This window comes from Sinomonas sp. RB5 (genome assembly GCF_054063535.1).
The window spans coordinates 82505-109271 of sequence record NZ_JBSSGJ010000015.1 but is presented as its reverse complement, the minus strand read 5'-3'; the positions used below and the strand labels follow the sequence as shown (position 1 = coordinate 109271).

Below are 26767 nucleotides of genomic sequence, written 5' to 3'. Positions count from 1 at the left end.
CAACGAGCGGATCTCTACAAAGCTCGAGGGCCTGAGCCCGGTCCGATACCGGGCCCAGGCCCTCGCAGCCTAGACTTTCACTTCACCAGTCCAACCCTCGGGGACCAGTTCAGTCACGAGCGGCGCTCCTTCCGTGGTGCAGTGCTTTCTCCCGCGGGGTCCGGCTCTAGAAGGCCTTCCCGCCGGTGACGGGAAGCACTGCCCCCGAGATGTAGGAGGCCTCGTCCGAGGCGAGCAGCACGTAGGCGGGTGCCAGCTCTGCGGGCTGTGCGGGGCGCCCGAGGGGGGAGTCCTTGCCGAACTCCGGGACGTGCTCCGGCCAGCCCGTCGACGGGATGAGCGGCGTCCAGACGGGCCCCGGGGCGACCGCGTTGATGCGGATGCCCTTGCCGCCGAGTTCCGGCGCGAGGGCCTTGACGAGGGCAGCCTGGGCGGCCTTGGTCATCGCGTAGTCGAAGAGCCCTCCCGAGGGCTGCGCCGCCTGCACGGAGCTCGTGATGATGATGGACGCGCCCGGCTGGAGGTGGGGAATCGCCGCACGGAGGGTCCAGAACTGGCTGTAGAGGTTGGTGCGGATCACCCGGTCGAACTCCTCCGTGGACACCGTCTCGATGCCGTCCCGCGCTTGCTGGTACGCCGCGTTGAGGACGAGGATGTCCAGCTTCCCGAACTCCTCCAGCGTGCGCCCGGGCAGCGAGGAGGCGAAGTCCTCCTCGCGAAGGTCGCCCTCGAAGTGCGCCGCCCGCGTCCCCGCCTCCGAGATGGCAGCGGTGGCCTCCGCCGCGTCCTGGGCCTCCTCGGGCATGGCGGTGATGGCCACGTCCGCACCCTCCCTCGCGAACGCGAGGGCGACGGCGCGGCCGATCCCGGAGTCGCCGCCCGTGATGAGGGCGGCGCGCCCTGTGAGGCGCCCGTGGCCCTCGTAGGTGCTCTCACCGTGGTCCGGGCGGGGCTCGGTCTCCCCGGTGGTCCCGGGGGCCTCGAGGTCCTGGGGCGGGACGGTGCCCGTCACCCGGGCGCTGCGCGGGTCCTGTGGGTGCGATGCGTTCATCTGTGGCTCCTTCGGTAACGGGCCGGCCGGCGGCCGGACGGGCTGGTTCCATCCATGGGGCTGCGGGTAAGTAGCTGCCGATGAAGACGCGCAGCAGGCGGACGGCGCACGGGACGATCACCCGGCGCCGCGCGGGCAAGGGGTTCAGCTACCGGGACGCGGACGGCCAGCGGGTCGACTCGCCGGAGGTGCTCGCGCGGATCGAGGCGCTCGCCATACCGCCGGCCTGGCGGAACGTGCGCATCGCGGCGTCGCAGCGAGCCAGGGTCCAGGCGACCGGCATCGACGCCGCCGGCCGGAAGCAGTACCTGTACCACAGCACGTGGCGCGAGCGGCAGGAGGCCCGCAAGTTCGACCGCGCCGTGGCCCTGGCCCGCAGGCTTCCCGCGATCCGCCGCGCGGTCACGGAAGACCTCCGCGGCAAGCACGGCCCCAAGGAACAGGCCCTCGCGGCGGCGCTGCGCATCGTGGACCGGCTCGGAGTGCGGGTGGGAAACCGCAGGTACGCCCGCCAGCACGGCTCCTTCGGCGTCACCACCATCCAGCGCAGGCACCTGCGCCTCGACGGCGAAACGATCTCGCTGGAGTTCCCGGGCAAGTCCGGGATGCAGTGGTCGGTGGAACTGCGCGATCCCGATCTGGCCGAGTACCTCCGCAGCCTGCCGAAGGGCCCGAAGCCCCGGGCCGCCCTGGGCTACGAGTCCGCGACGGGGTTCCAGCGCATCGGATCCGAGTCCCTCAACGGGTACCTGCGCGTACGGGCCGGCATGGGCGCGAGCGCCAAGGACCTGCGCACGTGGCGCGGCACCGTGGTCGCGGCGGAATCCCTCGCCCGCAGTGCGGAGCAGGGCTTCGACGCCGAGGAGGCGTGGCGGCGCGCCATCGCGGACGCCGCGGACTGGCTCCACAACACCATTGCGGTAGCCCGCGGATCCTACGTGGACCCACGGCTTCTCCTCGCCTACCACGAGGGCCGGAAAGTCACGACGCCCGGCGGCAAGGTCTCCGACGCAGCGCTCGCCGAGCTGCTCGACTCGACGCCGCGCACCGGGCCGGGCACCTAGACGGCGCACGCCCGCCCAGAGCCCTGGGCACTGGGCCCGTGGGCACTGGGCGGGCGGGCGGACGCTGAGGGTCGGTATCAGTGGTCCGGGAAGTCGTCGCGTGCCGGCTGTGACGCGGTCTCGGCGTCCTCGCGAGGAGTCAGGTAGTGCTCGCCCTCCTCGGTGGTCGCGATCTCGTACTCCTCGGCGACCGCATCGATGCGCGCCTGGTCATCGGGCCCGGGCGGGCGGACCGGGCCGGGGTTGGGGGTGCGCTCGGCATCGCCCCAGACCGCTCCGGCACCCTGGGATGAGGGGGTGACGTCGCTGGGACCGTCCGCGACGGTGTCGTCCACCCCGTGCCGGGGGACCGGGGTGCCCGGGTGCACACCCGAGCTCCCCTCAGGGCGCTCCTCGCCCGGCTCGCGCTCCGCGAGGCGCGCCCCGTCGTCGACGGGCACGCCGTCCCGTCGCTCGGGCTCGTCAGGAAGATTCCGCTGGTCCATGGCGTCCTCTCGAATCGGTGGAAGGCGGCACTCGTCCGCTCCCGTGTACATACCCGCCCGGGGCCCGTATCCAAACCGCGCACCGCGGTCCGAACGGCCGCCCGCGCGGGCCCAACTCGGAGTGCCCCTCTCGGTAAGCCCGCCAGATAATCCGCGCCTGGAATGCCAAGAGACAGCATTGCTCCTTCTCAGCCGGTTGTATCTGGAGAGCAGGCGTGCCTACGGTGGAAACCGGAGTCAAGCAGCTGGCCCGCACTTGGAAGCCGGACGGCCGGGTGAATGCAGTTGCATCCACATCATCATCGCGATGCAGATGCGCACGCTGCCGCAGACCCAGCGCCGCCGAGAATCCGTCTCGGCGACCGGGAGGCGGCGGCCGCAGCGCTTGCAGCCACCCTCGGCCCCTCCTTCATTCCAGGCGACATGAAGAACCGGATGTCAGGACCGAAAGATCGCCGCTCGGTCCCCGTTCTTCTACCTTGCGCGGCGCCCCCGTTCCAGGAGGCGCCCGGCAGTCCCTGACGGCCTACGATTTCTCCGACCCCAGCGAGGAAGGAACTCGCCATGAATGAAGTTCCCCGGCAGAATCATCTTTCTCCAGCCCCCACCGACCCGGGCTCAAACCTCACTCCGGACAGCGTCAAAGGCGCCGTTGACGGAGCCACAGCTCACGACGCGCCGTCCGGAGGCGACGGGCGTTCGGCGGCGGTGACAGAGGAAGCCGAAGCGGGCCGGCTCGCCGTCGAGTACCTCGGGGTGGCCGACGCGCTCGCCCGCCGTTTCCGCTGCGCGGGCCACGACGCGGACGACCTGCGCCAGGTGGCCCGCCTCGGCCTCCTGAAGGCGGCCCACCGCTACCAGGAGCCCCTCGGCCACGGGTTCGTACCCTATGCGGTGCCCACCATCACGGGCGAGCTCAAGCGCTACCTCCGCGACCAGTCGTGGGTCGTCCGGCCGCCCCGTGCCCTCCAAGAGCTCCGCCTCAAGGTCAATGGGCTGCGCCCCGGCCTCGCCCAGGAGCTCGGCCACGATCCCACCACAGCCGAACTGAGCCGGGCGGCCGGAGTGCCGGCCTCGGAGATTGCGGAGGCCCAGATCGCGGACTCGGCCATGGTCGGCCAGCCCGTCGAGCACGGGGACTCGTCCGAGGATCCCGAGGAACGCCGGCTGAACGTGGTCCTCGGCGCCGAGGACCCGGGCTACGAGCACGTCGAGCAGATGCACGCGCTCGCCGGCGCCATGTCCGACGCGACAGACAACGACAAGCAGCTCCTCGAGCTCCGGTTCGTCCAGGAACTCACCCAGGACGAGATCGCCAAGGAGCTCGGGGTGAGCCAGATGCAGGTCTCGCGGCTCCTCAAGCGACTGCTCGACAGGCTGCGGAGGAGGATGGCGGCGTGAGAGCCGGGTCCCGTCAGTGGCCGACGCCGGGGGGCAAAGGGGGGCGGCATCAGGCCCGGGCGTGGCCAGGAGGAAGGGCGCGGTGCGTGCACCGCGCCCTTCCTCCTGTCTGGGAGCCCTGTGGTCTGAGGACAGCTGCGCCGACCCTAGGTGAAGGCGACCTGACCGCCCTCCCGGCCAGCGGCGTCGTCCGCTTCGAGTGCATCCAGCGCATCCAGGACCTGGCCGGGCAGCACCGCGAGGAGGGCCGGGTCGGGGTCCTCGGCAAAGGGATCGCCGGCACGCACGCTAGCGTCCGTGAGGACCACATGCGGGCCGTCAGCGGGCGGGCCCCACTGCTCCGGCGCGGCGGGTCCGAAAATGACCACCGAGGGGATCCCGTAGGCCGTGGCCAGGTGGCCCGCCGAGGTGTCGGCGGTGACCACGGCCCGCGCCGCGGCAACCGCCGCGGCGAACTCGTCCAGCTCCCACCGTCCCGCCACGCAGGCCGAGGCAGGCAGGCCTGCCGCCTTGGCGACCGCGGTGGCGCGGAAGACGTCGTCTGGTCCACCGGTGACCACCACCTGGTGGCCGCGCAGCGAAAGCACGGCCGCGACGTCCGCGAACCGCTCGATGGGCCAGCGCCGGCTGCCGTAGGCGGCGCCCACATGGAGGATCGTGGCACGGTCCACCGGGGCCGGCGTCTCGGGCGGGCACAGCCGGAAGTCCGCGGAATCGGCCACAATGCCGTTCCATGTCAGCAGGCGCACCCAGCGGTCGCGCTCGTGGACGAAGTCGTTCCATTCCGGTCCGGCCCAGCCGGGCGCGGCGTGCCCGATCCGGTACGTGGGCTTCAAGGCATCGAGCCGGCCCCTGCTCTCGGGCCCGTTTCCGTGCAGGTTGACGGCCACGTCCACGGGACGGCGCCAGGCCAGCGGGCGGTCGAGCCCCGGGGTGGGCAGAAGGGCGTTCACACCGCCGATGAGGGGGACGATCGGTGCCAGCCAGCGGGGCGCGGCGAGGATGAGCTCGTGGTCCGGGAAGGCCCGGCGGAGGCCCCGGAGCGCCGGGACGGCGACAAGGAGGTCGCCCAGTTTGAGTGCCCGCAGGGCGAGGACGGTCGGCTTCGTTGCGCGCTGTGCCACGGCTGCTCCCTGAGTGTGGGTGACGGTACGCCCGCGGCTTGAGCGATTTCGAGAGGAGGAGAAGAAGTAGTCCCGAGTTCCGTTTAGTGTACTGCTGCAAGGGCACTGCTTCTCCTATGAGGAAGACCATTGGCGAGAGGAAGCGGCGGCCCGTGCCGTCCGCGATCCTTTTCGACCGCGACGGGACGCTCGTCGCCGACGTTCCGTACAACACTGACCCCGATCTGGTGGTCCCGATGCCGGGAGCGCTGCAGGCGCTCGGCCGCCTCCGCGCGCTCGGGATCGCCTGCGGAGTGGTGACCAACCAGTCCGGGGTGGGCCTGGGGCTCATCGCGGAGCACGAGCTCCGAGCCGTCAACGCCCGCATCGAGAAGATCCTCGGCCCGTTCGACACCTGGCAGGTCTGCCCGCATGCCCCCGAGGACCGGTGCGAGTGCCGCAAGCCCAAGCCAGGACTCGTGCACGCCGCATGCCGCGACCTGGAGGTCCAGCCCGAGGACGTCGTGGTCATCGGCGACATCGGCAAGGACATGGAGGCAGCCCGCCGAGCCGGCGCGCGCGGCATCCTGGTGCCCACGCCGGTGACCCTGCGGCCGGAGATCCTCGCGGCTCCAGCCGTTGCCGGGGACCTCGCCTCCGCGGTCATGCTCGCGCTGGGCCCGGAGCTCGTACGGAGTGGCCGGCCCGATCAGGGAATCCCCCAGGGGAGCGCAGCGTGAGGCGCGTGCTCGCCGTCCGGCTCGACAGCCTCGGAGACGTGGTCATGGCCGGCCCCGCCGTCCGGGCGATCGCCGCTCACGCGGAGCCCTACTTGCTGACCGGGCCCCGCGGAAGCGGTGCCGCCCGCCTGCTGCCCGAGGTGCGCCATACCTACGAATGGGACTGCCCCTGGATCGGCAACCCGGCGCCGGAGGCAACGCCGCGCCACCTCCACCGCCTCGAGCGGCTGGTCTCGGACATCGCACCCGACGAGGCGGTCATCTTCACCTCCTTCCACCAGTCGCCCCTGCCCCTCGCCCTGGAACTGCGGCTCTGCGGCGTCCCCCGGATCACGGCGCTCTCGGAGGACTACCCCGGCTCGCTGCTCGACGTCCGGGTGACCTCGCGAGAACTCCCATGGGCCACCCACGAGGTGGACCGGGCGCTCGGCATCGCCGCTGCGGCGGGCTTCACGCTTCCGGCGGACGACGACGGCCTGCCCGCCCTCGTGCCGCAGCACCACAGCGGCCTCCGGCCCGACGGCCCCTACGTCGTGGTGCACCCGGGGGCGGACGCGCCCGCACGGTCCTGGCCGGCCGAGAATGCGGCGGCACTGGTCGAGCTGCTCGCGGCCGCGGGCCTGCGCGTGCTGGTGACCGGCGGCCCGGACGAGCGCGCGCTGACCGCCCGCGTGGCAGGCTCCCGCGGCATCGACCTCGGCGGACGCACGGGGCTGCCCGGCCTCGTCGATGTGCTCGCCGGCGCCAGGGTCGTCGTCGCCGGCAACACCGGTCCGGCGCACCTCGCGGCCGCCGTCCGGACGCCCGTGGTGAGCCTCTTCGCCCCCGTGGTCCCCGCCGAGGTCTGGCGGCCGAGGGGAGCGCCCAGCGTCCTCCTCGGCGACCAGGAGGCACCCTGCGCAGGCACCCGGGCGCGGATCTGCCCGGTCCCCGGCCACCCCTGCCTGGCCGGTGTGCGCGCCGAGCAGGTCGTCGAGGCGGTGCAGGACCTGATCACGGCGCAGACCGGGGCGGTGGCCTGATGCGCATCCTTCTCTGGCACGTCCATGGCGGCTGGATGGACGGATTCGTCCGCGGCCCGCACCGCTACGTGGTTCCTGTCGACGCGGAGCACGGGCCCTGGGGTCTCGGCCTCGCGGGCAGGCCGTGGCCGCACGCCGTGGAGGCCACGGCCGAGGACCTCGCGTCCCGCGGAGGCGAGGTCGACGCCGTCGTGCTCCAGCGCACCGAGGAGATCGAGCTCGTCCGGTCGCTGACGGGGCTGCGGCCGGGAGTCGATGTCCCCGCGGTGTTCGTCGAGCACAACACCCCCAAAGGATCGGTCCCGAACACGCGGCATCCGCTCGCCGACCAGACCGACATCCCGATCGTGCACGTGACGCACTTCAACGCGCTGATGTGGGACAGCGGCCGCGCGCCCGTCTTCGTGGTCGAGCACGGCGTCCGCGATCCCGGGCTGGGCTACACGGGAGAGCTCGAGAGGCTCGGAGTGGCCGTGAACGAGCCCGTCCGCCGCGGCCGGGTGGCGGGAACGGACCTGCTGCCGGCCTTCTCGGAGGCCGCGCCCATCGACGTCTTCGGCATGGGCGGCGGAGGCCTCGCCGAGGCGACGGGGGTGGGCCCCGACCGCCTCGCCTGGGCAGGCGACCTGCCCTCGGAGGCACTGCACGCCGAGCTCGCCCGACGGCGCGCCTACCTCCACCCCTTCCGCTGGACCTCGCTGGGGCTCGCCCTCATCGAGGCCATGTTCCTCGGCCTTCCGGTGCTCGTGGTGGGCGCCACTGAAGCCTGGCGCGCCGTCCCCCCGGAGGCAGGCTGCGTCAGCTCCGACCCGAAGGAACTCATCGCCGCCGCCCGCCGCTTGCTTGCCCACCCGGGCGAGGCCGCGGAGATGGGGCACAACGCACGCAAGGCTGCCCAGACCCGCTATGGGCTGGACCGGTTCCACGCCGCGTGGGACGAGGTGCTCGCTGAAGCCGCCGGAGGGACCCGCGGCGCGAACACGCTGAAAGGAGCACAACGATGAAGATCGCCATGGTCTCGGAGCACGCGAGCCCGCTCGCCGCCATCGGGGGCGAAGACGCGGGAGGGCAGAACGTGCACGTCGCTGAGCTCTCCGCGGCGCTCGTCCGCCGCGGGCACGCCGTCACCGTGTTCACACGCCGCGACAGCGACAGGCTCCACTGGGAGCAGATGCTGCCCACCGGCGTCGGCCTCGTCAACGTCGACGCAGGGCCGCCGCGCACGGTTCCGAAGGACAGGCTCCTGCCCTTCATCCCCGAGCTCGCGGACCGGATCAGCGAGTACTGGGCGCAGGATCCCCCGGACGTCGTGCACGGGCACTTCTGGATGTCCGGCGTCGCCTGCATCGAGGCAGCCGAGAAGGTGCAGCGCCTCGGTCTCACGCCGCCCGTCGTGGCAGAGACGTTCCACGCCCTCGGCGTGGTCAAGCGCCGCCACCAGGGAGTCGAGGACACGAGTCCCCCCGAACGCGAGACGCTCGAACCCTGGGTTGCGCGCTCGGTGGACCGCGTCATCGCCACCTGCCCCGACGAGGCCTTCGAGCTGCGTGCCATGGGCGTGAACCGCCGGCACATCTCCCTTGCGCCCTGCGGCGTCGACACCCGGCTCTTCACGCCCGAGGGACCGGCCAGGGCGCGGGGACAGCGGTTTCGCATCGCCACGATCGGCCGCCTCGTGCCGCGCAAGGGCGTGGACACGGTGATCCGTGCGCTCGCCCTCCTCGCCGAGTCCGGGCGCAGGGACATCGAGCTCCTCGTGGTCGGCGGCTCTGTGGCGAAGGAGCGCGTGGCCGGCGACCCGGAGGCTCGCCGCCTGCGCGACCTCGCCGACTCCCTCGGGGTCGGCGGCCAGGTCATCTTCACGGGCCAGGTGGCCCGGGACGCCATGCCCCAGCTCCTGCGCAGCCTCGATGCCGTGGTCTGCTGCCCCTGGTACGAGCCCTTCGGCATCGTCCCGCTCGAGGCCATGGCCTGCGGCGTCCCCACCATCGTGGCCGCCGTGGGCGGACTCGCCGAGACCACGGTGGACGGTGTGACCGGCCTCCACGTCCCGCCCAAGGACCCGGACGCCCTCGCCGACGCCGTGGCCGCGCTCGCGGACGATCCGCAGCGGCGCGCGGCACTCGGCGCGGCCGGGGTCGAGCGCGCACGGAGCCGCTACACGTGGGACAAGGTCGCATCCGACACCGAGCGCATCTACCGGGTGATGCGCGAGCACTGGCAGCAGCCCGAGCCGGACGTCCTCCGGTCCCGGCGCCGGCTGCGCCGCATCGAGGAGGGAGCCTGAGGATGTGTGCAGCTCACCGAGGACTGGACGCCGCGCGGGCCACGCCCCGCTCCCGGGCGGCCCTGCGGACCGTACCCGGCGCCGCGAACGCCGCCTTCCGCTCCGCCGCCCAGCGCGGCCGGCCCGCCAGCGACCCCACCGCTGCGCTCGCACGCAGCGTGGCCGCGCACATCGCCGAGTCGATGGTGGCCCTCGAGGTCCTCGAGCGCCACTCCCTCCTGCTCGCGCGCTGGGGGCATGATCTGGCCCATCGGCTCTCCCACGGCGCCAGACTGCTTGTGGCCGGCAACGGCGGCTCCGCGGCCGAGGCGCAGCACCTCACGGCCGAGCTTGTGGGGCGGTACGACGGCGAGCGGGCTCCGTTCTCTGCGATCGCCCTCCACGGGGACACCTCCGCGATGACGGCGATCGGGAACGACTACGGCTACGACGAGGTGTTCGCCCGGCAGATCCGGGCCCACGCCCGGGAGGGGGACGTCGTCGTGCTCCTCTCCACGTCCGGGAAGAGCCCCAACCTCCTCTGCGCCGCCGCGGCCGCCCGGGAAGTCGGCGCGGTGAGCTGGGCCATGACGGGCCCTGGACCCAATCCGCTCTCGTTGGCGGTGGACGAGGCGGTGCTCCTCGACGGGAGGAACTGCCACGTCCAGGAGTCCCAGCTGGTGGCGATCCACGCACTGTGCGCGTGCTTCGATGCGTGCATCGCGGACGCTTCGGTGCCGAAGCCACGGGCCGCACGAACCGCTCCAGGAAGGGAGCCCCGATGAGGCTTGCCGTGGTGGGAGACACCCTGATGGACATCGACCTGCACGGCCACGCGAGCCGGCTCTGCCCGGACGCGCCCGCGCCCATTGTCGAGGTGAGCCGGCGGCTCGAGCGGGCCGGCGGGGCCGGACTGGTGGCGACGATGCTCGCGGAGGACGGGCACGACGTCGATCTCATCACCGCGCTCTCCAACGACCAGGCGGCGGCCCGCCTCCGCGCCCTGCTCAGCGGGGTGCGCGTGAGCGCCGGGGCGCTCGGCGGCCCGACCCCCGTCAAGATGCGCCTCATCGCGGACGGCCAACGAGTCGCGCGGATCGACGAGGGCTGCGGCCAGAAGCCCTTCCCCCTGGTCGACGAGACGATGCTCGAGCGGATCCGCGGCGCGGACGCCATCGTCGTCGCCGACTACGGCCGCCGGCTCGCCGAGGCCCCCACGCTCCGGGCCATGATCGAGTCCGTGGCCCGGCACGTCCCCGTGGTGTGGGATCCGCACCCCCAGGGCGCCCGGCCCGTCTCCAGGGCTGCGGCCGTGACGCCGAACCTGCCCGAGCTGCTCGCGTTCTCGGGGCGCGCCGTCAACGGACTCGGCGCCGTCGCGACCGCGGGGGGCCGGCTGAGGGAGCGCTGGAACGCGGACTCGGTGGTGGTCACCCTGGCCGAACGGGGTGCCCTCATCTGCGGGCCTGAGGCCGACACCCACATCGCGGCCCCGGCGGCCGGGCTGAGGATCGAGGACTCGTGCGGGGCGGGGGACCGCTTCGCCGCCTCGCTCGCCGTCGCGCTCGCCGCCGGTCACGGGCTCGAGAAGGCGGTCGAGGCCGCCATCTCGTCAGCAGTGGAGTTCCTCGGCGGGGGCGGCGTCTCCTCGCTCGAGGGCAGCCAGGCGCCCCTGCCGCCCGCGGCTTCCGGGGACAGCTCCCAGGCGCTGCCGGCGGGGGAGGGCGAGCCGGAGGAGAGTGCGGCCTTCGCCCTCGCGCGGCGCGTCCAGTCCACCGGCGGCCGAGTGGTGGCCGCCGGAGGCTGCTTCGACCTCCTGCATGCGGGCCACCTCCGGCTCCTCGAGGCCGCCCGCGGCCTCGGCGACTGCCTCATCGTGTGCCTCAACTCCGACGAGTCCATCCGACGCCTCAAGGGCGACTCCCGCCCGCTCATGTCCCAGGCCGACAGGGCGGACCTGCTCCTCGGGCTCAGCTGCGTGGACGCCGTCGAGGTCTTCTCCGAGGACACCCCGGAGCAGCTGCTCAAGGAGCTCCGCCCCGATGTCTGGGTCAAGGGCGCCGACTACGACGCCGAGCAGCTGCCCGAGACCGCGCTCCTGCGGGGGTGGGGCGGCGACGTCGTGACCGTACCGCTCGAGCCGGGACGGTCGACGACGGGCCTCGCCTCCGCGATCGCGGGGCTGGGCTGACGCTGGCGAGACCAACCACGACCATCACCACACAACAGGAAGGAACCCCATGACGACGATGAGCACGAGCACCAGCCCAGAGGTCGAGCAGTCCACCCAGGAGCCCCTGCGCGGGGCCCGGATCCTCGTGACCGGGGGCGCCTCGGGCCTCGGGGCAGCGATCGTCGATGCGGCCGCGGCGCAGGGGGCCCGGCCCATCGTGGTCGACCGGCAGCCTGCTCCCGAGGGCGTGACCGGCGTGGTCGCGGACCTCTCCATGCGGGAGGAGGCGGAGGGCGCCGTCGCCCGTGCCGTCGAGGAGGCGGGCGGCCTCGACGCGGTGGTGTGCGCCGCAGGCATCGACCGCTGCGGCGAGCTCACCGAGGTGGCCGCCGACGAATGGGAGCGCGTGCTGCGCGTGAACCTCATCGGCACGGCCGCCGTAGTGCGGGCCGCCCTTCCTCATCTGCTCGAGTCCCATGGGCGGGTGGTGACCGTCGCGTCGACCCTCGGCCTCCGGGGGGCGGCAGGGGCCACCGCCTACTGTGCCTCCAAGTTCGGCGTGATCGGCTTCAGCAGGGCTCTGGCCGCCGAGCTCAAGGGCAGGGTGGGCGTCACCACGCTGATCCCGGGAGGCATGGACACGGCCTTCTTCGACGACCGCCCAGAGGACTACAAGCCCCACGACCGCAGCACCCTCAACCGACCCTCCGATGTGGCCCGCTCGGTGCTCTTCGCCCTCTCCCAGCCGCGGGGCTGCGAGGTCCGCGAGCTGCTCGTGGCCGGGTCGATGGAGGATTCCTGGCCGTAGGCCGGCATAGATTGGGGCCCGTGGAGAACCGGACCGCCGAGGTCTACAGGGCCTTCGCCGAGGGCGAGGCACGAGGGGTATCCGACGTCTTCTTCGAGTGGGCGAGCTCCATCGCAGAGGACGCCGCTGTCGTAGGACTCCTCGAGTCCCTCCCACAGGCCAAGCGGCAGCCCAACCTCGTCTTCGCAGCGGCCCGCCTGCAGGGGGCACCGGTGGGGCCCTACGCGGGATTCCGCTCGTGGCTCCTGTCTCACTGGCCGGCCGTGGAATCCGTGGTCCTGGAACGGTCCACTCAGACCAACGAGGCGGCCCGGTGCGCGGTCCTCCTCCCCGTGCTGAGCCGCCTGGTGGGACCCCTGGCGCTCATCGAGGCCGGCGCCTCCGCAGGACTGTGCCTCTACCCGGACAGGTACAGCTACCGCTACGACCTCGGCGACCGCACGGTGTCCCTCGACCCCGCCACGGGGACGAGCACCGTGGAGCTGTCCTGCCGCATCGATGCGGGGAGTGTCCCCGACCGACTGCCTGAAGTGGTGTGGCGTTCCGGCGTCGACCTGAATCCCCTCGACGTCCGCGACCCATCACAGATGGAGTGGCTAGAGACGCTCGTCTGGCCCGAACACCAGGACCGCCGCGACCGTCTGCGCGCCGCCGCGGCGGTCGCGGCAGCGGATCCCGCGACCATCCTGCGCGGCGACCTCGTGGACAGCATCCGGGGGCTCGTGGAGGAGGCCCCGCCGGGTGCGCACGTGGTCGTCTTCCACAGCGCCGCCCTCGTCTACCTCGATCCGGCTCGGAGGGCCCAGTTCGTCGATCTCGTGCAGTCGCTGCCCGGAGTCACCTGGGTCAGCAACGAGGGCGAGCGTGTCCTGCCCCCTGTGGCTGCCCAGCTCGCCGAGTCTGCGCTCGGGCGGACGGTCGTCTCGCTGAACGGGAGGCCCTGCGCGTTCGCCGGACCCCACGGCCAGAGCTACCACAGACTGACGGGGCCTGCCGACGACTGAGATGCACAGCCGGTCACCGCACTTGATCTTCGAAAGTACCAACTAATGATCTTTCTTATATCGAATCTATGTACTAAAATTGGGGCATGGAGCGAGATGGCCGGTCGGAGTCGGAGGCAGCGGTGCCTCCCGACGATGCCGTGTCGTCCGTCGGGTTCCCGTCCGAGCCGCCGGAGTGGTTGCGGCTGGAGTGGGAGCTGAACGATCTGGCGCGGCCGCAAGGGGTTGACCGGGCAGCGCTCGGGCCGGTGCTCTCGGCAGCGTTCCGGCGCGTCCCGGACGGGGACCTCGACGTGTCGGTACGGGGAGGGGCGGACGCGGCACTGTTCGCTTCCGTGGATGCGGGACTGTTCGCGGACCCGGAAGAGCTCGAGGTCTTCCCCGCCCCGGTGGTGCGGGCAGAGCTGCGCGAGGAGGCCGCTGCCGGGCTCGTACGCCGCCTGGTCCGCCTCGACCAGGTCGAGGCCGCACGCCTGGCCGAGCAGGCCGCGGTTCTAGGTGCCCTCGTCGACCTCTGCGCCGACGACGGCACCGATCCCTTCCGAACGGCGGAGGCGGCCTCGATCGCGGCCTCGGAGGTCTCGGCGGCCCTGAAAGTCTCCGCCCGCACCGCCAAAGGCCTGGTCGCCGAGGCCCTGTCCCTGACCGACCCGGCCGCCGCCCCCCTCCTGGCGGCGCTCGCCGGCGGCCGGCTCTCCCGCTGCCGGGCCAAGGCGGTCCTGGACGCCGCCGTCCCCGTGCCCCCGGAACGCCTGCCGGCATTCCTGGCCGCCGCCGTCGAGGCCGCCTGCCCCTCCGACCCCGACCGCATACCGTCCCCGGCCGCCCTCACCCGTCGGCTGCGCCGCCTCGTCGAGGACCACGCTGACGAGGCGCTGACCGCCCGCAAGGCCCACGCCGCCGCCGGCCGCCGCGTCGACCTCGACCCCGCCCCCGACGGGATGTGCTGGCTCACCGCGTACCTGCCCCTGGAACACGGGGCCGCGATCGACACCCGCCTCGAGGCCATCGCCCGCTCCCTCCAGGCCCCCGACGAGCCCCGCACCCTCGCACAGCTGCGCGCCGACGCCCTCGCCGACCTCCTGACCGCCAGCACCACGGTCCCGGCCGGCACCGCGGTCCCAGGCGGGACCACGGGCGCCCACGGGATCGCGGGCGCCCGCGGGATCACGGGCGCCGGCCGGATCACGGGCGCCGGCGACACGGCACCCGCCGCCGGGCACCCGGGGGCCGCCACGGCGGCGGAGCCAGCCATCCCCGGCGCGCCAGCCACGTCAGCCGGGCCAGCCACGTCAACCGGGTCAGCCACGTCAGCCGGGTCAGCCACGTCAACCGGGTCAGCCGGGTCCGCTGGCCCTGCCGGGTCCGGGGTGCGGTGCGAGGTCGTCCTCGTCCTGCCCGCCGCGACCGCAGCCGGGACCTCCGAGACCCCGGCCGAACTCCTCGGCTACGGCCCCCTCGACCCCGCAGCGGCACGGCTCCTCGCCGCCCAGGCCGCCACCTGGACGAGGCTGTGGGCCGACCCCGCCACGGGCGCGCCCCTGGCCATCGGCCGCGCCCGCTACACCCCGACCGCCGCGATGCGCCGCTACCTCGGCGCCCGCGATGCCACCTGCCGCTTTCCCGGCTGCGACCGCCCCGCCCCCACCACCGAGGCCGACCACACCACCGAGTGGCACGCCGGCGGCCACACCGCTGCAGACAACCTCGCCCTTCTCTGCCGTGAACACCACCGTCTCAAGACCCGCGGCCACTGGACCCTCCGCCAACCGGCCACCACCCAGCCCATCCCGCCCACCCAGAGCCGCAACGGCCTGCACAGCCCACCGGCACCGAGCCCCACGGCACCCAGCCCACCGGCACCCAATCCACCGGTATCCAGTCCACCGGGAGCCTTCACACCGCCGGGCACCCTCCACTGGACCTCACCAGCGGGACTGGCCTACACCACCTACCCCCACCACGACCCGCCCCCGCCCTTCTAGGAAAGGGCTCACTCCAAGGAATGGCGCACCAAGGACTTCCGGGCAGCCGAAGCCCTCGTCACCCCTCGTCACGGGGCTGCGGGGAATGCTGGAACGGTTGTGCGGCTGCGCGGGAAGGTCGCGGGCCGCGCCGGACGGGGTGCCGCGCGGGAAAGTCATGGTGGCGTGCGGGCCGGGGCAGAGGAGCGGGGTCCCGCCTTACCGTCCGGCGAGGAGGGCCCGGGCGTCGTCGAGCACGTCGTCGGCCTGCACGTCGGCGACCCACGGATCGGAGTGGTCGCAGGACCTGCCGAACGGGTCGGTGCCATCGGCCCCGCACACAGGGCACAGCTGGCGCCAGGAGATCTGGACGCGGTGCATCCTCCGCTGGCGCGGGCCGGCGTTGACCAGATTGGGCCCCCAGTAGACGGAGGCCGTCGGGGTCGCCAGCGCCTGAGCGAGATGCCGGGGACCGCTGTCGTTGGCGACCACGAGCCGCGCGGCATCGAGCAGCCCCACCAGCGCGTGCAGGTCGGTCTGCCCCGCCGCCGACCCGATCCGGTGCGCGGCGCTGGGAGCCGTCGCCACGGCGTCGTGCGCGATCCCCTCGGCGAGCTCGCGCTCGCCCGGATCGCCGACCACGAGGACCTGCCAGCCCTCCTCGGCGAGCGCCGCTGCCACATGGGCGAACCGATGGGCGGGCCAGCGCCGCCGCGGATCGGTCGCCCCGGGATGGACGACGACGAGGCCCCTCGCCTCGGTCTGCAGCCACGGGGCGGCAGCCTCGGCGTCGGCGGGGACGGCCGCCAGCCGCGGTTCGAGGCGGCTCGTCTCTGCCCCTGCCAGCGCGACGACCTCGAGCCAGCGGTCCACCTCCCGCTGGTAGTAGAGGTGTGTGAGCTGGCGTTCGAGCGGGTCCGCGTCAGGGGTGGAGCAGCCCACGGTGTGGGCGGCGCCCAGGGCGAGGACGAACGGGTTCGAGTTCTTGCCGCCGCCGTGCAGCTGGGCGGCGAGCCCGATCTGCTCGGCCTGCAGCGCCGAGACGAGCTCGCCCGTGCGCGGGTCGTCCCTCCACGTGTGCCCGGACGCGTCGGGCGCGTCGGGGAAGGTCGGCACGACGGCAACGCGGTCCCACGGGCCCGGCCGGTCCTCGAGCAGGGCCGCTAGCAGCGGCGTCGTGAGCAGGGTCAGGTGCGCCGGCCGGTAGGTCTGGGACAGCGCGTCGAGCGCGGGGAGGGCCGAGAGCAGATCGCCGATCCCGCCGCCGCGGAGCACCGCGATGCGGTCCACGTCGTCGAAGGGTCCGTCCTCACCGTGGGCGGCTCGCGCCATCATTCCTCCTTGGTCCTTGCCGGTTCTCCACCCGTCAGCGCCGGCCAGCGCCGGCCAGCATCGGTCCGCTGGTATCCGCCGGTCCGCCGGTCCGCCGGTCCGCCGGTCCGCCGGTCCGCGCGCCGCCGCAGACGGCACCGTGCGGATCCGCTACCCCCACCGCCGATGTGCAAACGCGCTCAAAGAAGTCCTCAGCACGCGCGAGAGAAGTCCCCGGAAGGGGCCGCTTGGGAGAGGGAGGCAGGGGTAGTAGGCCCAGAGAAGTCGCACAGGAGGTTGACATGAGCGCTGTCCTGCCGGGCAAGGCAGACTACGCGGGTGCGCCGCACCCATCAGGAACGGAGATGCCCCGACCGGAATCCGCCGGAATGGGCGTAGCAGGAGAGGCCGCCGCCCCCGGAACGGACACCGAGGCAGGGACCCTCGCAGCGCCGGACGCCCAGCGGGTCGAGAGCGCACTCCAGGCGGCGCGCCGGGCCTCAGCGCTGTGGCGACGCACGCCGCAGGCTGAGCGCTCAGCGGCGCTGCGCGAGATTGCAGCAGCCGTGGAGTCCGCCGCGCACGAGCTCGCCGACCTGAACTCCCAGGAGACCGGCCGTCTGTTCGACGACGCGCTCGAGGGCGTGCGCTCGGGAGCCGAGGCCCTCCGCCGGTTCGCGGAGCTGGGCCTGCTGCGGTCAGGTCCGAGCCTCGCCGGGGCGTTCTCCGGACTCGACTTCACGGTCTTCGAACCCCGCGGAGTCGTGCTGGGGCTGACGTCCTGGGACGACCCCGTCGCCGTGTCCTGCGCGATCGTCGGGGCGTCCCTCGCCGCGGGCAATGCCGTGCTCCTCAAGCCGAGCGGCCGCTGCCCCGCACTGGGCCGGCGCCTCGGCCGGCTCTTCGCCTCCGCGGTCCCCGGCGGGGTGATCGGCACCGTCACGGGCAGCGGCGCCGTGGGCGCGGCCCTCGCCGAGGACGGACGCGTCGACGCGATCGTCCACCTCGGGTCCTCCGAGGTGGCCGACAGCCTCGCTCACCTCGCCCGCGGGACAGATGCCCACCTGGTCCGCGGCCGCCCGGGAAACGGTGTGTTCCTCGTGGACCGGGAGGTGGATCCCGGCTGGGCCGCGGCGTGCGCGGCCGAGGCGGCCTTCCGGCATGCAGGCCAGCTGCGCTCCGCCGCGAGCCGGATCTATGTGCTCGAGGACATCGCCGAAGACTTCCTCACGGCCTTCGCCGGCCAGGCGCGGCAATGGGGCGACGACGAGCGGGTCGGCCCACTCGTTGACGCCTCGGCACGGGAAGACGTCCACCGCGCGGTGACCCGCGCCGTGGATCGCGGCGCCCGCCGGATCGCCGGTGGCACCATCCCGGACGGCCCCGGGTCCTACTACCCGCCGACCATCCTCGCCGGCCCCGCCGCCGCCCTCGAATGCTTCACGCGAGAGGTGCGCGGTCCGGTGGCCGCCGTCGTCCCGGTGGGAAGCTTCGGCGAGGCAATTGCCGAGGCCGCCCACTGCCCCTGCGGTGCCTCCGCAACCGTGCTGACCCGGGACATCGCGCACGCCCAGATCGCCGCTGCCGAGCTGCCGGTCGGGACTGTCGTGGTGAACGGGGTGGCGCAGGGGGCCACGGGGACCGACGCGCCGGGCCTGCCGCAGACCGGCAGCCCGGTCGGGTTCGGCCCACGCCTGCTCGACGAGCTGAGCCGTCCCAAGGTGATCCACCTCGAGCCGCCCGTCGTCTCCCGCCCGGGCCCGGGGCTGGTGATCTGAGTGGACGCCGAGGAGATCCTTGCCGCCCTTCAGCGCCGCCGTCCCAGGATCCTCGTGCTCGGGGATGTGCTCCTGGACCGCTGGTGCGAGGGCGGGGCCGAACGGCTCTGCCGCGAGGGCCCGGTCCCGGTGCTGGACGTGGCCCGCGTTGTCGACGCGCCGGGAGGGGCGGGCAACACCGCGATGAACCTCGCCGCGCTCGGTGCCGACGTGGTGCTCGCGGGGGTGGCGGGCGACGACGGACCCGGCGCCTCGCTCACCGCGTGCCTGGACCGTGCGGGAATCAGCACCCGGGACACGCTCGTGCAGCGCGCTGGGCATTCCACGTCGGTGAAGTCCCGCATGCTGGCGGGCGGCCAGCTGCTCCTCAGGGTGGACTCGTGCCGCCCCGCAGAGCCGGACGAGGCCCGGGAGGTCTCGGACCGTGCCCTTGCCGCGCTGGCCGGGGCGGACGCGGTCGTGGTGTGCGACTACGGCCTCGGCGCACTCGCGGCGCTGGACCGCGCCGCCGTCCGCAGCGGGGCCCACGCCCTCGTGGTGGACGCCCGGCGCTTCCACGAGTGGGCGAGCCTGCGGGCCGACGTCGCCACTCCCAACGCCCAGGAGGCGGCCGACCTCCTCGGCGAGCCCACGCCGCACGGGGACCGCCGTGCCTGGGCGGAGGGGCACGCGCGCGAGCTCGGCTCCGCGACCGGCGCCGAGCACACGCTCGTGACCTTGGACCGTGACGGGACGGTGCTCCTCGGGCCACCCGGCACTGTGCACGCCACCGCAGCCCGCCCCGCCCCCGAGCAGAACGCGGTGGGCGCCGGGGACACCTTCGTGGCGGGACTCGCGTACGCGCTCGCGCTGGGGCTGCCCGTCGAGGCGGCCGCGGACGTCGGGCAGGCGGCCGCGGACGTCGTCGTCGGCCTTCCGGGGACGAGCACCTGCACCGGGGAGCGACTGGCGGCCGCGCTCCGCGGGGAGCCGGCGCGCCGCGTCAGCACTCTGGCTGCGGCGCGCGAGGCTGCGGCCGCCGCCCGGGCAGCGGGCCAGACGGTGGTCCTCACCAATGGCGTGTTCGACGGGCTGCACCGCGGCCATACCGCGTTCCTCGAGGACGCCGCACGGATGGGCGGCCTCCTCGTGGTCGGGGTGAACTCGGACCAGTCGGCGCACCGCCTCCACGGGACCCCGCCGTCTACCACAGAGGACGACCGTGCAGCCGTGGTTGCGGCCCTCGCGTCCGTGGACCACGCCCTCGTCTTCGACTCCGAAACGGCGGTGCCGCTCATCGAGGCCCTCGCCCCCGACGTGTACGTCAAGGGCGGCGACTACCTTCCGGGCATGCTGGCCGAGGCCGGCGCCGTGGAGGCCGTCGGCGGCCGCCTCGAGACGCTGGGCTGGACCGAGCGTGCGGACCGCCGCCCGATCGACACCAGGGTGGTGGACCGGTGAACCGCGGGCCCGAGGACTGGGCAGCGCCACGTCCGCCCGGCGAGCCGCTCCTCGAGATCCTCATCCCCACCCGCAACCGGCCCACCGAGCTCGCCACCACGTTGGCCGGGCTCGCCGGGCAGGATGCGGACGACTTCGGGGTGGTCGTGAGCGACCAGAGCGACGGACCGGCGGGCTGGGAGTACGAGGGGCCTGCCGCGATGCTGCGGCTGCTCGAGGCGCAGGGCCGCGCGGTGCGCACGCTCCGGCACCACCCCCGCAGGGGCCTGGCCGAGCATCGCCAGTTCCTCCTCGAGGCCTCCTCCGCGCCGCGCGTGCTCTTCCTGGACGACGACGTGTGGCTCGCCCCGGGCGCTGTCCGCACCCTGGGAGAGGCGCTCGCAACCCTCGGGTGCGGATTCGTGGGGATGGCCGTCCAGGGCCTGTCCTACCTCGACGACCCGCGCCCCGACGAGGTCGGGGCATTCTCGGTGTGGGACGGGCCGGTGCAGCCCGAACGGATGGACCGCCAGGCTCCCGGGTTCGAACGCTGGCGGCTGCACAACGCGGCGAACCTGGCCCATCTCGCAGCCGATCTCCGCCGCACCGGCCGGCTGCGCGCGGGGGAGTGGCTCCCGTACCGCATCGCCTGGGTCGGGGGATGCGTGCTCTACCGGAGGGAGGCCCTCGAGGAATGCGGCGCCTTCGCGTTCTGGCGTGACCTTCCGCCGGCCCACGCCGGCGAGGACGTCGTGGCGCAGTGGCGCGTCATGGAGCGCTACGGCGGTGCAGGCATCATCCCGTCCCAGGCCGTGCACCTTGAGAGCCCCACGACGGTCACGGAGCGCTCGGTCGAGGCGTCCGTCGTCCTGGCGGGAGACGCGCGCCGCGGTCCCGACGAGGTGTGAACACCCTGTCGGACGGGAAAGAAGACCTCAACCGGGCCGGAAGGCGCGGCCCGCGATGGAAGGAGAACCGCCATGCCGGCGAAGAAGACGCCTCCGAGCATCAAGGATCCACAGATGTACGAGGAGCTGCGCGACGAGGGAGCCTCGAAGCAGAAGGCCGCCCGGGTCTCCAACGCCGCCGCGAAGGAAGGCCGCGGGAAGGTGGGGCACCGCGGGGGCAAGGCCGGCGACTACGAGGATCGCACCGTGGGCGAGCTGCGGGACCGCGCGAAGGAGCTCGGCCTGAAGGGGTACTCCTCCCTGCGCAAGAGTGAGCTCATCGATGCCCTCCGGAACCACTGAGCGGGCCACCGAACGCAAGTCCCAGCGGCACCTGCTCTACCACCGGCGCGAAACCTACGCGGAGAAGCTGGACCGGAACTGGGCCGAGATCCTGCAGGAGCTGCGCATCCTGCAGACGGGCCTTCAGCTCATCGCGGGCTTCCTCATGACGCTGCCGTTCCAGGCCCGCTTCACCATGCTGGACGAGTACGCCCGCACGCTGTACCTCGTCCTGGTGGTGATCGCTGCCGTAGCCCTCCTCGTCGTGCTCACGCCGTTGAGCGTGCACCGGTGGCTCTTCCGCAAGCAGGTCAAGGACCGCCTCGTGGCGAGCGGGGCGTGGGCAGCGAAGGTGGCCCTCGGGCTGGCTGCCCTGCTCATCATGGGCACCTCGTCGCTGATCTTCGATGTGGTGCTGGGACGGTGGCAGTCCCTCGTGGCGGGCGGCGTCCTGTGCCTGCTGTGCATCATGATGTTCCTCGCCGTGCCGGCCGCGATCTCGCGCTTTCCGGAGCCGACCAAGCTGCCCGAGACGGAGGTTGCGGACCGGGAGCGGGACGCCGAACAGGGCCACGGCACCCGAGAGGCACACGAGCCGCGCGGCCACGGGGCCGAGGGTAGCCCGGCGGAGTGAGGCCGGGAGCGGCGGGCCCTGCTTGCGGGCACAAGTTCCCTAGTCCGGCCGGACCCGCGGACCTAGGCTCTGGCCATGAGCGAAGCACAGGTTCCTGCCCCCGTCCAAGGGATCGTCGTCGGCGTCGACGGTTCGCCTCTCTCGATCGAGGCCCTCAAGTGGGCCGCGCGGCTCCAGCCGACGGTGGGCGGTCCGATCACCGCGATCGCCGCATGGCACATTCCCGCCAGCAGCGCCGGGTACGTCTCCTACCCCGGCATCGACTGGAATCCCGAGGAGGACGCGGCGACGGTGCTGCAGTCTGCCCTCAAGGAGGCCTACGGGGACCAGCAGCCGGAGGGGCTGCGGGCGCTCACGGTCGAGGGGCGCCCGGCGCAGGTCCTCGTCCGGGCCAGCCAGGATGCCACCATGCTCGTGGTCGGTTCCCGCGGACTCGGCGGCTTCATGGGGATGCTCCTCGGCTCGGTGAGCCGGGCGGTGGCCGAGCACGCCTCGTGCCCTGTCATGGTGCTGCATGCGCAGGGCGACGAGCAGGCGGGCGAGTCTCTCGACGCACAGGAGCTGACCCGCAGCTAGGAGGGACTTGCGCCCTTTACAGCCTGCGTTCTCCGGCGTGTACTGGAAGTGGCCAGCGCCTCTCGCGCCGGCGCGGATGCACCGACCAGCCCGAGCACTGACCGCCGTTCCCCGGGGGGACCGGGGGTATGGAAAGTTGGGAGGAGTGCAACCCATGAACAAGTGGACGCGCTGGGAGGACTACGTCGCGATCGTGTGCGGCCTCTACGCGGCGCTTGCAGTGATGTGGACGGCGCAGACCGCGTCGTCGACCTCGCTCATGCTCGTGTTCGGCATCTTGCTGATCGTTTCGGGCGTCCTCAACCTGTCGCTGCCCGGCACACCGTGGCTCGAATATGTGCAGTGCGCCCTCGGCGTCCTGCTGTTCGTGTCCCCGTGGATGGGCGCGTACACGGATCACACGGGAGCGTCCTGGACCTCGTGGATCGCCGGCATCATCGCCGCTGGAGTGACAGCTGCGGCCTTCAAACCGGCCAACGACGCCAGGCACCACCGCGTGATGCCCTCGCACTGAGCGAGTCATCCTACACACTGGCCGCGGCCCCCGCAGGGGCCGCGGCCCTTTCATGTCCTGCCCCTGGCGCCTCCGGCCGTTTCAGATCCTTGGCGCCGATTCACATCCTCGAGGCCGTTCTGCCGCCTTCAGTCCTGGTCGTGGGACTGGCGGTTGAGGGTCTGGTCGATGATGTCGCGGATCTCGAGGAGCGTCTCGGGGGAGAGGTCGCTCGTGAGGGCACGTGCAGCGAAGTTCTTGACCTCGGCCTCCTTGAGCGTGCGGAGCAGCTCGAGCTGGGCTGTGACCCGCGAGGGCACCTCGGCGTCGGCCTCGGTCAGGAAGGACACGGGGACCCCGAAGAAGTCCGCGAGGGCTTCGAGGAGGGGCGTGTCCGTGGTCATGGGGCCGGTGCCGGCGCGCATGTAGTGCCACCGCTGGCGGGAGATGTGGACGCCGCGGGCCTCCATGGCGGTCTTGATCTCCGGGAACGTGTAGCGGCTGCCGCCCTCGGCAGCCACGACGTCGAGGAGCGTGTTGAGGCGTTCCGCCAAGACTTCCTGTGGCTCCGGCGGGAGATTCTCAGGCATAGAAGGCTTCCTCCGATTTCTTGACGAGTCTCGATTCAGATGATGTCAGGAGCGAGCCGCCGGCGGCGAGTTCGCTGTCCATGATTTCGACGAGGGCGCGGTGCAGGCGCGACCTGGGATCCCTGCTGACGACGCCGCTGAGGGGCGCCGTGAGGGCGTCCATCACGAGGTTGGAGTCGGCCGCGCGCCGCCAGACCCGGTCCAGCCGCAGCAGGCAGTACCGCTCATAGACCTGCCAGGCATCGGCCCACCGCGTCAGCGAGGGGAGCGCGAGGCCGAGCGGCAGCAGCACCCCGGCGCAGCCGGCGAACCACTCGAAGGAGGCCTCGAGGGCGGGCCCGGCATCGAGGCCCATCGAGGTGAGGTCCCCAGCCTCCCGCAGCACGTTGGCCGCCATGCCGGCGATCGCCGAGCCGCATCCCACGGCCACCGTGGTGAACCCGATTCTGAACAGGCCCGAGGCCATCTGCGGCACGTAGCGGAGGCACACGAGCGCGATCTGGACGGCGGCGAAGATGACGTAGATGGAGAGGGTCGTGGTGAACACGAACACCCCGACGTCCACCTGGGCCTCGGGAACCGCAGGGAGTCCGCGCAGCGGGACCGCGCCGACGAGGGCCGCGCAGGTGTAGGCGGAGCAGTACGCCGTCATGGCCGCGGCCGTCTGGAGGAGACCGCGCTGGAGCACCGGGCCCTGGTCCGCAGGGAGCACGACGGCGCGGACGATCGCCGCGCGCACGAGCCCGAGCGCGAGCATGATGAGGGAGCCGACCGTGGGCACCGCCGCGCCGCCGCCGAAGACCGTGCTGCTCACCGCGGGCGCCATGAGTACCGCGGCCGCGGCCCCGGCGAGGGCCGCGCAGAAGACGAGGTCCCCGCGCTTGCGCAGGAACGGCCCGAGCCGGGTCAGGACGAGGATCCAGAGGGCCGCCGTCGCGGCCGCGAGCGGGGTCATCCGAACACGCCCCGGAAGTTGAGGGGCTCGTCCCGGCGGGCGCGCCGGCCGCGGGCGATGGCCCCGGCGAACAGGTCGGCCAGGGACTCCGCGACGATCTCCGGCTCCGACTGCCGCCGGCAGCGCGCCAGGACACGGGACACGATGCTGCGGTCCAGGTCCGGCAGCAGGGAGGCGACATGGCGGTCCTCGCCGACCAGGAGGTCGTGCTGGAGCACCATGTGGGCCAGCTCGTGGAGGATGATCTGCTCGCGGTGCAGCTCGGAACCGGTCTTAGCATGGAGCACCAGCTCGGCCGCGGGCAGCGAGAGCCACAGGCCGGAGATCTTGTCTGCGCCGAGATGGTCGACCGCGCGAACCACGATCTTCCGGCCGCGATGCTCTTCGATGCGCTCGGCGAGCGAGTCGAGCGTGAGATGGTCCGGCGCCCCGAGCGCCTCGAACGCGGCGGCCGCCTGCCGCCGGAGAACACCTGTGTCCATGACACAACCCCCTTAGTCCCCCGTGGTCCCGCCAGCACCAGTGGCACCAGCACCACTCGACACAGTGTAAGGTCTGCGTGGGGGCCGGATGAACGGCCGCGCGACATCAAGGCTGAAAAATGAAGAAGTTGATGTGGCAGCTGCCGGCCGTGGTCGGCGGGACAGCTGTTCTGACATTCTGCGGCGTCAGCACCCTGCAGGCGGCCATGAACGGTCCGCTCCAGCAGTACGGTGCCACCGTCCAGTCGGCGCGGGCCAGCGCATCGGCCGCCGCGCTCCGTGCCATACCCGCCTCCGCCTCGTCGGCGCGCGCCGCGAACGCTGCCGGCAGCCTTGACGCCGCGGCGATGCCGCCCATCGACCCCTGCATCCATGCCCTCTGCGGCGCCCGCCCCGCCGTCGTGCTCACCCCGGCGGCGACGGCCCCGGCCGCCGCAGCCCAGAGCGGCAGCCAAGGCGGCGACGCGGCAGGCGCCGACGGCGATGCCAACGACGCGGGGACGGACGGCGCGTCAGGTCAGGGCCCCGACTCCCCGGGTGGCCAGCCCCTCGCGGTGGGGAAGGGCCAGGACAGCGCAGGCTCGAACGGCGATGACACGAAGGGCAGCGGCCGGGACGGCGCAGGGCCGAGCGGCCGAGGCCAGGACGGTGCGGCGGCAGCGGATGCGAGCGGCCAGGGCAGCGGGATCGGCCAGGGCAGCGGGAACGGCCAGGGCCGTGCGAACGGCCGCGGCAGGGGGCAGGGCGACGGCAACGTGTCTGCCGCCGGAGCGCTCACGAGCACCCTCGACCGGATCCTCGGGCTGACGGACCCCTACGGGATCTCGGTCTCCGGGGGCCAGGGGAGCGGAAACGCGCCGGCCAAAGGGAACGGCCAGGGCAACCAGGGCGGCGGCCGGAGCCAGGGCAAGGGCAACGGCCAGGGCGGCCGGGGACACCAGGACTAGCCCGGACCAGCAGAAAAGCCGGGCCTACTGCGCGCCGAGTCCGGCCCGCACGGGCCAGCCCTCGAGCACGGCCTGGACGGCCCGCCCGTCCACCTCGTTGACCAGCACCGGGGCCGCGAGGTTGACCGTCGTCGCGCCCCCAGCGGGCGTCGCGACGACGAGGATCCGCGGGCGGTCCTGCTCGCCGAGGCCGATCCGGGCGGCCTGCGCCGCGATGTCGGGGGAGTAGCCCGGCACGTACACCGCGGCGTCGAGGACGAAGAGCCGGATCTCGGGATCCCCCGGCGGGCAGAGGCTGAAGAGCCCGGGGGCGCCGTCGACCGCCTCGAGAAGGTAGTCCGTGTGCGGGGCGAGGCCGGGGAGGGGCTCCGCGAAGGCGAGCGCGCTCACCGGAGGAAGTCCGTCAGGCTCGGCTGGAGCACCTTGGCGGTCACCGCGAGGGCGGCCTGGTAGGCGGTCTGCTGCAGCTGGAGGTCCAGCACGGCCTTGCCGAGGTCCATGTCCTCGATGCCGCTGCGGCGCGCCTCGAGCGAGGTGGCGGTGTCCGCGGTGGCCTGGCCGGCGCGGGCGAGCTCGGAGAGCCGGCCGCCCACGTCGGAGCGGGCGGCGGCGACCGCGCTCATCCCGGCGTCGAGGGCGGTGAGGCGCGACGTCGGGTCGGCGCCAGAGCGGAGATCGGCGGCGATGCCGTCCAGGACCGCGAAGACGGAGCCGGGGCCGGTTCCGAACGCGGCACCGCCGTCGGCGTCCACGCGGACGGTCTGGTCGGGGCCGATCCGGCGCTGCACGGTGCCTCCCTGGGTGCCGTTGTAGGTGGGCGGGGTCCCGTCCGTGAACGCGCTCGCGGCGTCCGAGGTCCCGGCGAAGACGCTGCGGCCCATGTACTGCGTGTTGGCGGTGGCCAGCAGGTCCCGCCGGAGGGAGTCTATCTGGGTCGCGAGGGCGTTGCGGCCGTCCTGGTTCAGCGAGCCGTTGCCGCCCTGGATGGCGGCGTCGCGGACCTGCCGGAGCAGACCGGTGGCGGAGCCGAGGGCCGAGTCGAGGGTGTTGAGCCAGGCGGTGCCGTCGTCGATGTTCCGCTGGTACTGCGCGCCCGCGGCGAGCTGTGCCCGTACCCGCAGCGCCTCGCCCGTGCCCACCGGGTCGTCGGACGGGCGTGTGATGCGGGTGCCGGAGGACGCGGTGGCCTGGGCCGCGGCGAGCCTCGCCTGCCGGGCGCCGAGGGCGCGCTGGGCCGCGAGGGTCATGGTCTGGTCGGTCACGCGGAGCATG

Annotated in this window: 28 protein-coding genes; 19 read left to right on the top strand and 9 right to left on the bottom strand. The window is 73.2% G+C overall.

Features of this window, described 5'->3' with window-relative positions:
* Positions 1–166: 166 nt before the first annotated feature.
* Complete coding sequence (locus ACVWWH_RS16250) at positions 167–1051, bottom strand: SDR family oxidoreductase (RefSeq protein WP_457317266.1); 885 nt, start codon at positions 1049–1051, stop codon at positions 167–169.
* Positions 1052–1131: 80 nt separating this feature from the next.
* On the opposite strand from ACVWWH_RS16250, the gene ACVWWH_RS16245 reads away from it, so the two are divergent.
* Positions 1132–2115 carry a DNA topoisomerase IB gene (locus ACVWWH_RS16245; RefSeq protein ID WP_457317265.1) on the top strand — a complete coding sequence of 328 codons (984 nt, stop codon included), beginning with the start codon at positions 1132–1134 and terminating at the stop codon, positions 2113–2115.
* Between the two features lie 77 nt (positions 2116–2192).
* On the opposite strand, the gene ACVWWH_RS16240 is transcribed toward ACVWWH_RS16245, so the two are convergent.
* Complete coding sequence (locus ACVWWH_RS16240; protein ID WP_457317264.1) at positions 2193–2600, bottom strand: hypothetical protein; 408 nt, start codon at positions 2598–2600, stop codon at positions 2193–2195.
* A 708-nt stretch (positions 2601–3308) separates the two neighbouring features.
* On the opposite strand from ACVWWH_RS16240, the gene ACVWWH_RS16235 reads away from it, so the two are divergent.
* Positions 3309–4001, top strand: a complete 693-nt coding sequence (locus ACVWWH_RS16235) for a sigma-70 family RNA polymerase sigma factor (protein WP_066495257.1) — start codon at positions 3309–3311, stop codon at positions 3999–4001.
* Positions 4002–4147: 146 nt separating this feature from the next.
* Here ACVWWH_RS16235 and ACVWWH_RS16230 read toward each other — a convergent pair whose 3' ends face one another.
* Positions 4148–5125, bottom strand: a complete 978-nt coding sequence (locus ACVWWH_RS16230; RefSeq protein WP_457317263.1) for a glycosyltransferase family 9 protein — start codon at positions 5123–5125, stop codon at positions 4148–4150.
* A gap of 116 nt (positions 5126–5241) precedes the next feature.
* On the opposite strand from ACVWWH_RS16230, the gene ACVWWH_RS16225 reads away from it, so the two are divergent.
* The 9 genes from ACVWWH_RS16225 to ACVWWH_RS16185 all read left to right on the top strand — a co-directional run bounded on the left by ACVWWH_RS16225 (position 5242) and on the right by ACVWWH_RS16185 (position 15102).
* Positions 5242–5844 carry a D-glycero-alpha-D-manno-heptose-1,7-bisphosphate 7-phosphatase gene (locus ACVWWH_RS16225; protein ID WP_066495262.1) on the top strand — a complete coding sequence of 201 codons (603 nt, stop codon included), beginning with the start codon at positions 5242–5244 and terminating at the stop codon, positions 5842–5844.
* Positions 5841–6866 (top strand): glycosyltransferase family 9 protein, encoded by a 1026-nt coding sequence (locus ACVWWH_RS16220; RefSeq protein WP_457317262.1) that lies wholly within the window; start codon positions 5841–5843, stop codon positions 6864–6866. Before ACVWWH_RS16225 ends, ACVWWH_RS16220 begins: the two co-directional genes overlap by 4 nt.
* Entirely contained in the window at positions 6866–7870 is a 1005-nt protein-coding gene (locus tag ACVWWH_RS16215; RefSeq protein WP_457317261.1) for a glycosyltransferase, read from the top strand. Before ACVWWH_RS16220 ends, ACVWWH_RS16215 begins: the two co-directional genes overlap by 1 nt.
* Entirely contained in the window at positions 7867–9153 is a 1287-nt protein-coding gene (locus tag ACVWWH_RS16210; RefSeq protein WP_457317260.1) for a glycosyltransferase, read from the top strand. The genes ACVWWH_RS16215 and ACVWWH_RS16210 overlap by 4 nt, the downstream gene beginning before the upstream one ends.
* 2 nt (positions 9154–9155) lie before the next feature.
* Complete coding sequence (locus ACVWWH_RS16205) at positions 9156–9917, top strand: D-sedoheptulose-7-phosphate isomerase (RefSeq protein ID WP_457317259.1); 762 nt, start codon at positions 9156–9158, stop codon at positions 9915–9917.
* The gene (locus ACVWWH_RS16200) at positions 9914–11323 is read left to right on the top strand and encodes a PfkB family carbohydrate kinase (protein ID WP_457317258.1); all 1410 of its coding nucleotides are present in this window, start codon (positions 9914–9916) and stop codon (positions 11321–11323) included. Before ACVWWH_RS16205 ends, ACVWWH_RS16200 begins: the two co-directional genes overlap by 4 nt.
* Positions 11324–11381: 58 nt before the next feature.
* A complete protein-coding gene (locus ACVWWH_RS16195) occupies positions 11382–12113 on the top strand; it encodes an SDR family oxidoreductase (protein WP_457317268.1) in 732 nt (243 codons plus the stop codon).
* A gap of 20 nt (positions 12114–12133) precedes the next feature.
* The gene (locus ACVWWH_RS16190) at positions 12134–13117 is read left to right on the top strand and encodes a DUF2332 domain-containing protein (RefSeq protein WP_457317257.1); all 984 of its coding nucleotides are present in this window, start codon (positions 12134–12136) and stop codon (positions 13115–13117) included.
* 86 nt (positions 13118–13203) lie between these two features.
* On the top strand, positions 13204–15102 hold the full coding sequence (locus tag ACVWWH_RS16185) for a DUF222 domain-containing protein (RefSeq protein ID WP_457317256.1): 1899 nt from the start codon (positions 13204–13206) through the stop codon (positions 15100–15102).
* Between the two features lie 198 nt (positions 15103–15300).
* Here ACVWWH_RS16185 and ACVWWH_RS16180 read toward each other — a convergent pair whose 3' ends face one another.
* Positions 15301–16413, bottom strand: coding sequence for a glycosyltransferase family 9 protein (locus ACVWWH_RS16180; RefSeq protein ID WP_457317255.1), 1113 nt, complete (start codon positions 16411–16413; stop codon positions 15301–15303).
* 281 nt (positions 16414–16694) lie between these two features.
* Between ACVWWH_RS16180 and ACVWWH_RS16175 the strand changes: the two genes are divergently transcribed.
* The 7 genes from ACVWWH_RS16175 (at position 16695) to ACVWWH_RS16145 (ending at position 22542) form a co-directional block, all read left to right on the top strand.
* Positions 16695–18170 carry an aldehyde dehydrogenase family protein gene (locus ACVWWH_RS16175; RefSeq protein ID WP_169803041.1) on the top strand — a complete coding sequence of 492 codons (1476 nt, stop codon included), beginning with the start codon at positions 16695–16697 and terminating at the stop codon, positions 18168–18170.
* Positions 18171–19610 (top strand): PfkB family carbohydrate kinase, encoded by a 1440-nt coding sequence (locus tag ACVWWH_RS16170; protein ID WP_457317254.1) that lies wholly within the window; start codon positions 18171–18173, stop codon positions 19608–19610.
* Positions 19607–20497, top strand: coding sequence for a glycosyltransferase family 2 protein (locus ACVWWH_RS16165; protein ID WP_457317253.1), 891 nt, complete (start codon positions 19607–19609; stop codon positions 20495–20497). Before ACVWWH_RS16170 ends, ACVWWH_RS16165 begins: the two co-directional genes overlap by 4 nt.
* 72 nt (positions 20498–20569) lie before the next feature.
* Positions 20570–20839, top strand: coding sequence for a DUF7218 family protein (locus ACVWWH_RS16160; protein ID WP_447421092.1), 270 nt, complete (start codon positions 20570–20572; stop codon positions 20837–20839).
* Positions 20820–21452, top strand: a complete 633-nt coding sequence (locus ACVWWH_RS16155) for a DUF6328 family protein (RefSeq protein WP_457317252.1) — start codon at positions 20820–20822, stop codon at positions 21450–21452. The genes ACVWWH_RS16160 and ACVWWH_RS16155 overlap by 20 nt, the downstream gene beginning before the upstream one ends.
* Positions 21453–21527: 75 nt before the next feature.
* Positions 21528–22028 carry a universal stress protein gene (locus ACVWWH_RS16150; RefSeq protein WP_457317251.1) on the top strand — a complete coding sequence of 167 codons (501 nt, stop codon included), beginning with the start codon at positions 21528–21530 and terminating at the stop codon, positions 22026–22028.
* Positions 22029–22182: 154 nt separating this feature from the next.
* A complete protein-coding gene (locus ACVWWH_RS16145) occupies positions 22183–22542 on the top strand; it encodes an SPW repeat protein (protein WP_447421095.1) in 360 nt (119 codons plus the stop codon).
* A 128-nt stretch (positions 22543–22670) separates the two neighbouring features.
* On the opposite strand, the gene ACVWWH_RS16140 is transcribed toward ACVWWH_RS16145, so the two are convergent.
* Genes ACVWWH_RS16140 through ACVWWH_RS16130 form a run of 3 tightly spaced genes read right to left on the bottom strand, consistent with a single transcriptional unit; the run spans position 22671 to position 24548 of the window.
* Positions 22671–23111, bottom strand: coding sequence for a hypothetical protein (locus ACVWWH_RS16140; protein WP_457317250.1), 441 nt, complete (start codon positions 23109–23111; stop codon positions 22671–22673).
* Positions 23104–24066: a hypothetical protein gene (locus ACVWWH_RS16135; RefSeq protein ID WP_447421097.1), complete on the bottom strand. Its 963-nt coding sequence runs from the start codon at positions 24064–24066 to the stop codon at positions 23104–23106. Before ACVWWH_RS16135 ends, ACVWWH_RS16140 begins: the two co-directional genes overlap by 8 nt.
* On the bottom strand, positions 24063–24548 hold the full coding sequence (locus tag ACVWWH_RS16130) for a hypothetical protein (protein ID WP_066495308.1): 486 nt from the start codon (positions 24546–24548) through the stop codon (positions 24063–24065). The genes ACVWWH_RS16135 and ACVWWH_RS16130 overlap by 4 nt, the downstream gene beginning before the upstream one ends.
* A 119-nt stretch (positions 24549–24667) precedes the next feature.
* Here ACVWWH_RS16130 and ACVWWH_RS16125 point away from each other — a divergent pair, with 119 nt between their 5' ends.
* Positions 24668–25495 (top strand): hypothetical protein, encoded by an 828-nt coding sequence (locus ACVWWH_RS16125; protein WP_457317249.1) that lies wholly within the window; start codon positions 24668–24670, stop codon positions 25493–25495.
* Between the two features lie 24 nt (positions 25496–25519).
* Here ACVWWH_RS16125 and ACVWWH_RS16120 read toward each other — a convergent pair whose 3' ends face one another.
* Positions 25520–25885 (bottom strand): flagellar assembly protein FliW, encoded by a 366-nt coding sequence (locus ACVWWH_RS16120; RefSeq protein WP_457317248.1) that lies wholly within the window; start codon positions 25883–25885, stop codon positions 25520–25522.
* Positions 25882–26766, bottom strand: a complete 885-nt coding sequence (gene flgL / locus ACVWWH_RS16115) for a flagellar hook-associated protein FlgL (protein WP_457317247.1) — start codon at positions 26764–26766, stop codon at positions 25882–25884. Before flgL ends, ACVWWH_RS16120 begins: the two co-directional genes overlap by 4 nt.
* Position 26767 lies beyond the last annotated feature (1 nt).

Excerpts from the sequence above, each read along its gene's own strand:
- ACVWWH_RS16250 (WP_457317266.1), bottom strand. The coding sequence starts at position 1,051 with ATGAACGCATCGCACCCACAGGACCCGCGCAGCGCCCGGGTGACGGGC.
- ACVWWH_RS16245 (WP_457317265.1), top strand. The coding sequence starts at position 1,132 with ATGAAGACGCGCAGCAGGCGGACGGCGCACGGGACGATCACCCGGCGC.
- ACVWWH_RS16240 (WP_457317264.1), bottom strand. The coding sequence starts at position 2,600 with ATGGACCAGCGGAATCTTCCTGACGAGCCCGAGCGACGGGACGGCGTG.
- ACVWWH_RS16225 (WP_066495262.1), top strand. The coding sequence starts at position 5,242 with ATGAGGAAGACCATTGGCGAGAGGAAGCGGCGGCCCGTGCCGTCCGCG.
- ACVWWH_RS16215 (WP_457317261.1), top strand. The coding sequence starts at position 6,866 with ATGCGCATCCTTCTCTGGCACGTCCATGGCGGCTGGATGGACGGATTC.
- ACVWWH_RS16210 (WP_457317260.1), top strand. The coding sequence starts at position 7,867 with ATGAAGATCGCCATGGTCTCGGAGCACGCGAGCCCGCTCGCCGCCATC.
- ACVWWH_RS16205 (WP_457317259.1), top strand. The coding sequence starts at position 9,156 with ATGTGTGCAGCTCACCGAGGACTGGACGCCGCGCGGGCCACGCCCCGC.
- ACVWWH_RS16200 (WP_457317258.1), top strand. The coding sequence starts at position 9,914 with ATGAGGCTTGCCGTGGTGGGAGACACCCTGATGGACATCGACCTGCAC.
- ACVWWH_RS16195 (WP_457317268.1), top strand. The coding sequence starts at position 11,382 with ATGAGCACGAGCACCAGCCCAGAGGTCGAGCAGTCCACCCAGGAGCCC.
- ACVWWH_RS16185 (WP_457317256.1), top strand. The coding sequence starts at position 13,204 with ATGGAGCGAGATGGCCGGTCGGAGTCGGAGGCAGCGGTGCCTCCCGAC.
- ACVWWH_RS16180 (WP_457317255.1), bottom strand. The coding sequence starts at position 16,413 with ATGGCGCGAGCCGCCCACGGTGAGGACGGACCCTTCGACGACGTGGAC.
- ACVWWH_RS16175 (WP_169803041.1), top strand. The coding sequence starts at position 16,695 with ATGAGCGCTGTCCTGCCGGGCAAGGCAGACTACGCGGGTGCGCCGCAC.
- ACVWWH_RS16160 (WP_447421092.1), top strand. The coding sequence starts at position 20,570 with ATGCCGGCGAAGAAGACGCCTCCGAGCATCAAGGATCCACAGATGTAC.
- ACVWWH_RS16155 (WP_457317252.1), top strand. The coding sequence starts at position 20,820 with ATGCCCTCCGGAACCACTGAGCGGGCCACCGAACGCAAGTCCCAGCGG.
- ACVWWH_RS16150 (WP_457317251.1), top strand. The coding sequence starts at position 21,528 with ATGAGCGAAGCACAGGTTCCTGCCCCCGTCCAAGGGATCGTCGTCGGC.
- ACVWWH_RS16145 (WP_447421095.1), top strand. The coding sequence starts at position 22,183 with ATGAACAAGTGGACGCGCTGGGAGGACTACGTCGCGATCGTGTGCGGC.
- ACVWWH_RS16140 (WP_457317250.1), bottom strand. The coding sequence starts at position 23,111 with ATGCCTGAGAATCTCCCGCCGGAGCCACAGGAAGTCTTGGCGGAACGC.
- ACVWWH_RS16135 (WP_447421097.1), bottom strand. The coding sequence starts at position 24,066 with ATGACCCCGCTCGCGGCCGCGACGGCGGCCCTCTGGATCCTCGTCCTG.
- ACVWWH_RS16130 (WP_066495308.1), bottom strand. The coding sequence starts at position 24,548 with ATGGACACAGGTGTTCTCCGGCGGCAGGCGGCCGCCGCGTTCGAGGCG.
- ACVWWH_RS16125 (WP_457317249.1), top strand. The coding sequence starts at position 24,668 with ATGAAGAAGTTGATGTGGCAGCTGCCGGCCGTGGTCGGCGGGACAGCT.
- flgL (WP_457317247.1), bottom strand. The coding sequence starts at position 26,766 with ATGCTCCGCGTGACCGACCAGACCATGACCCTCGCGGCCCAGCGCGCC.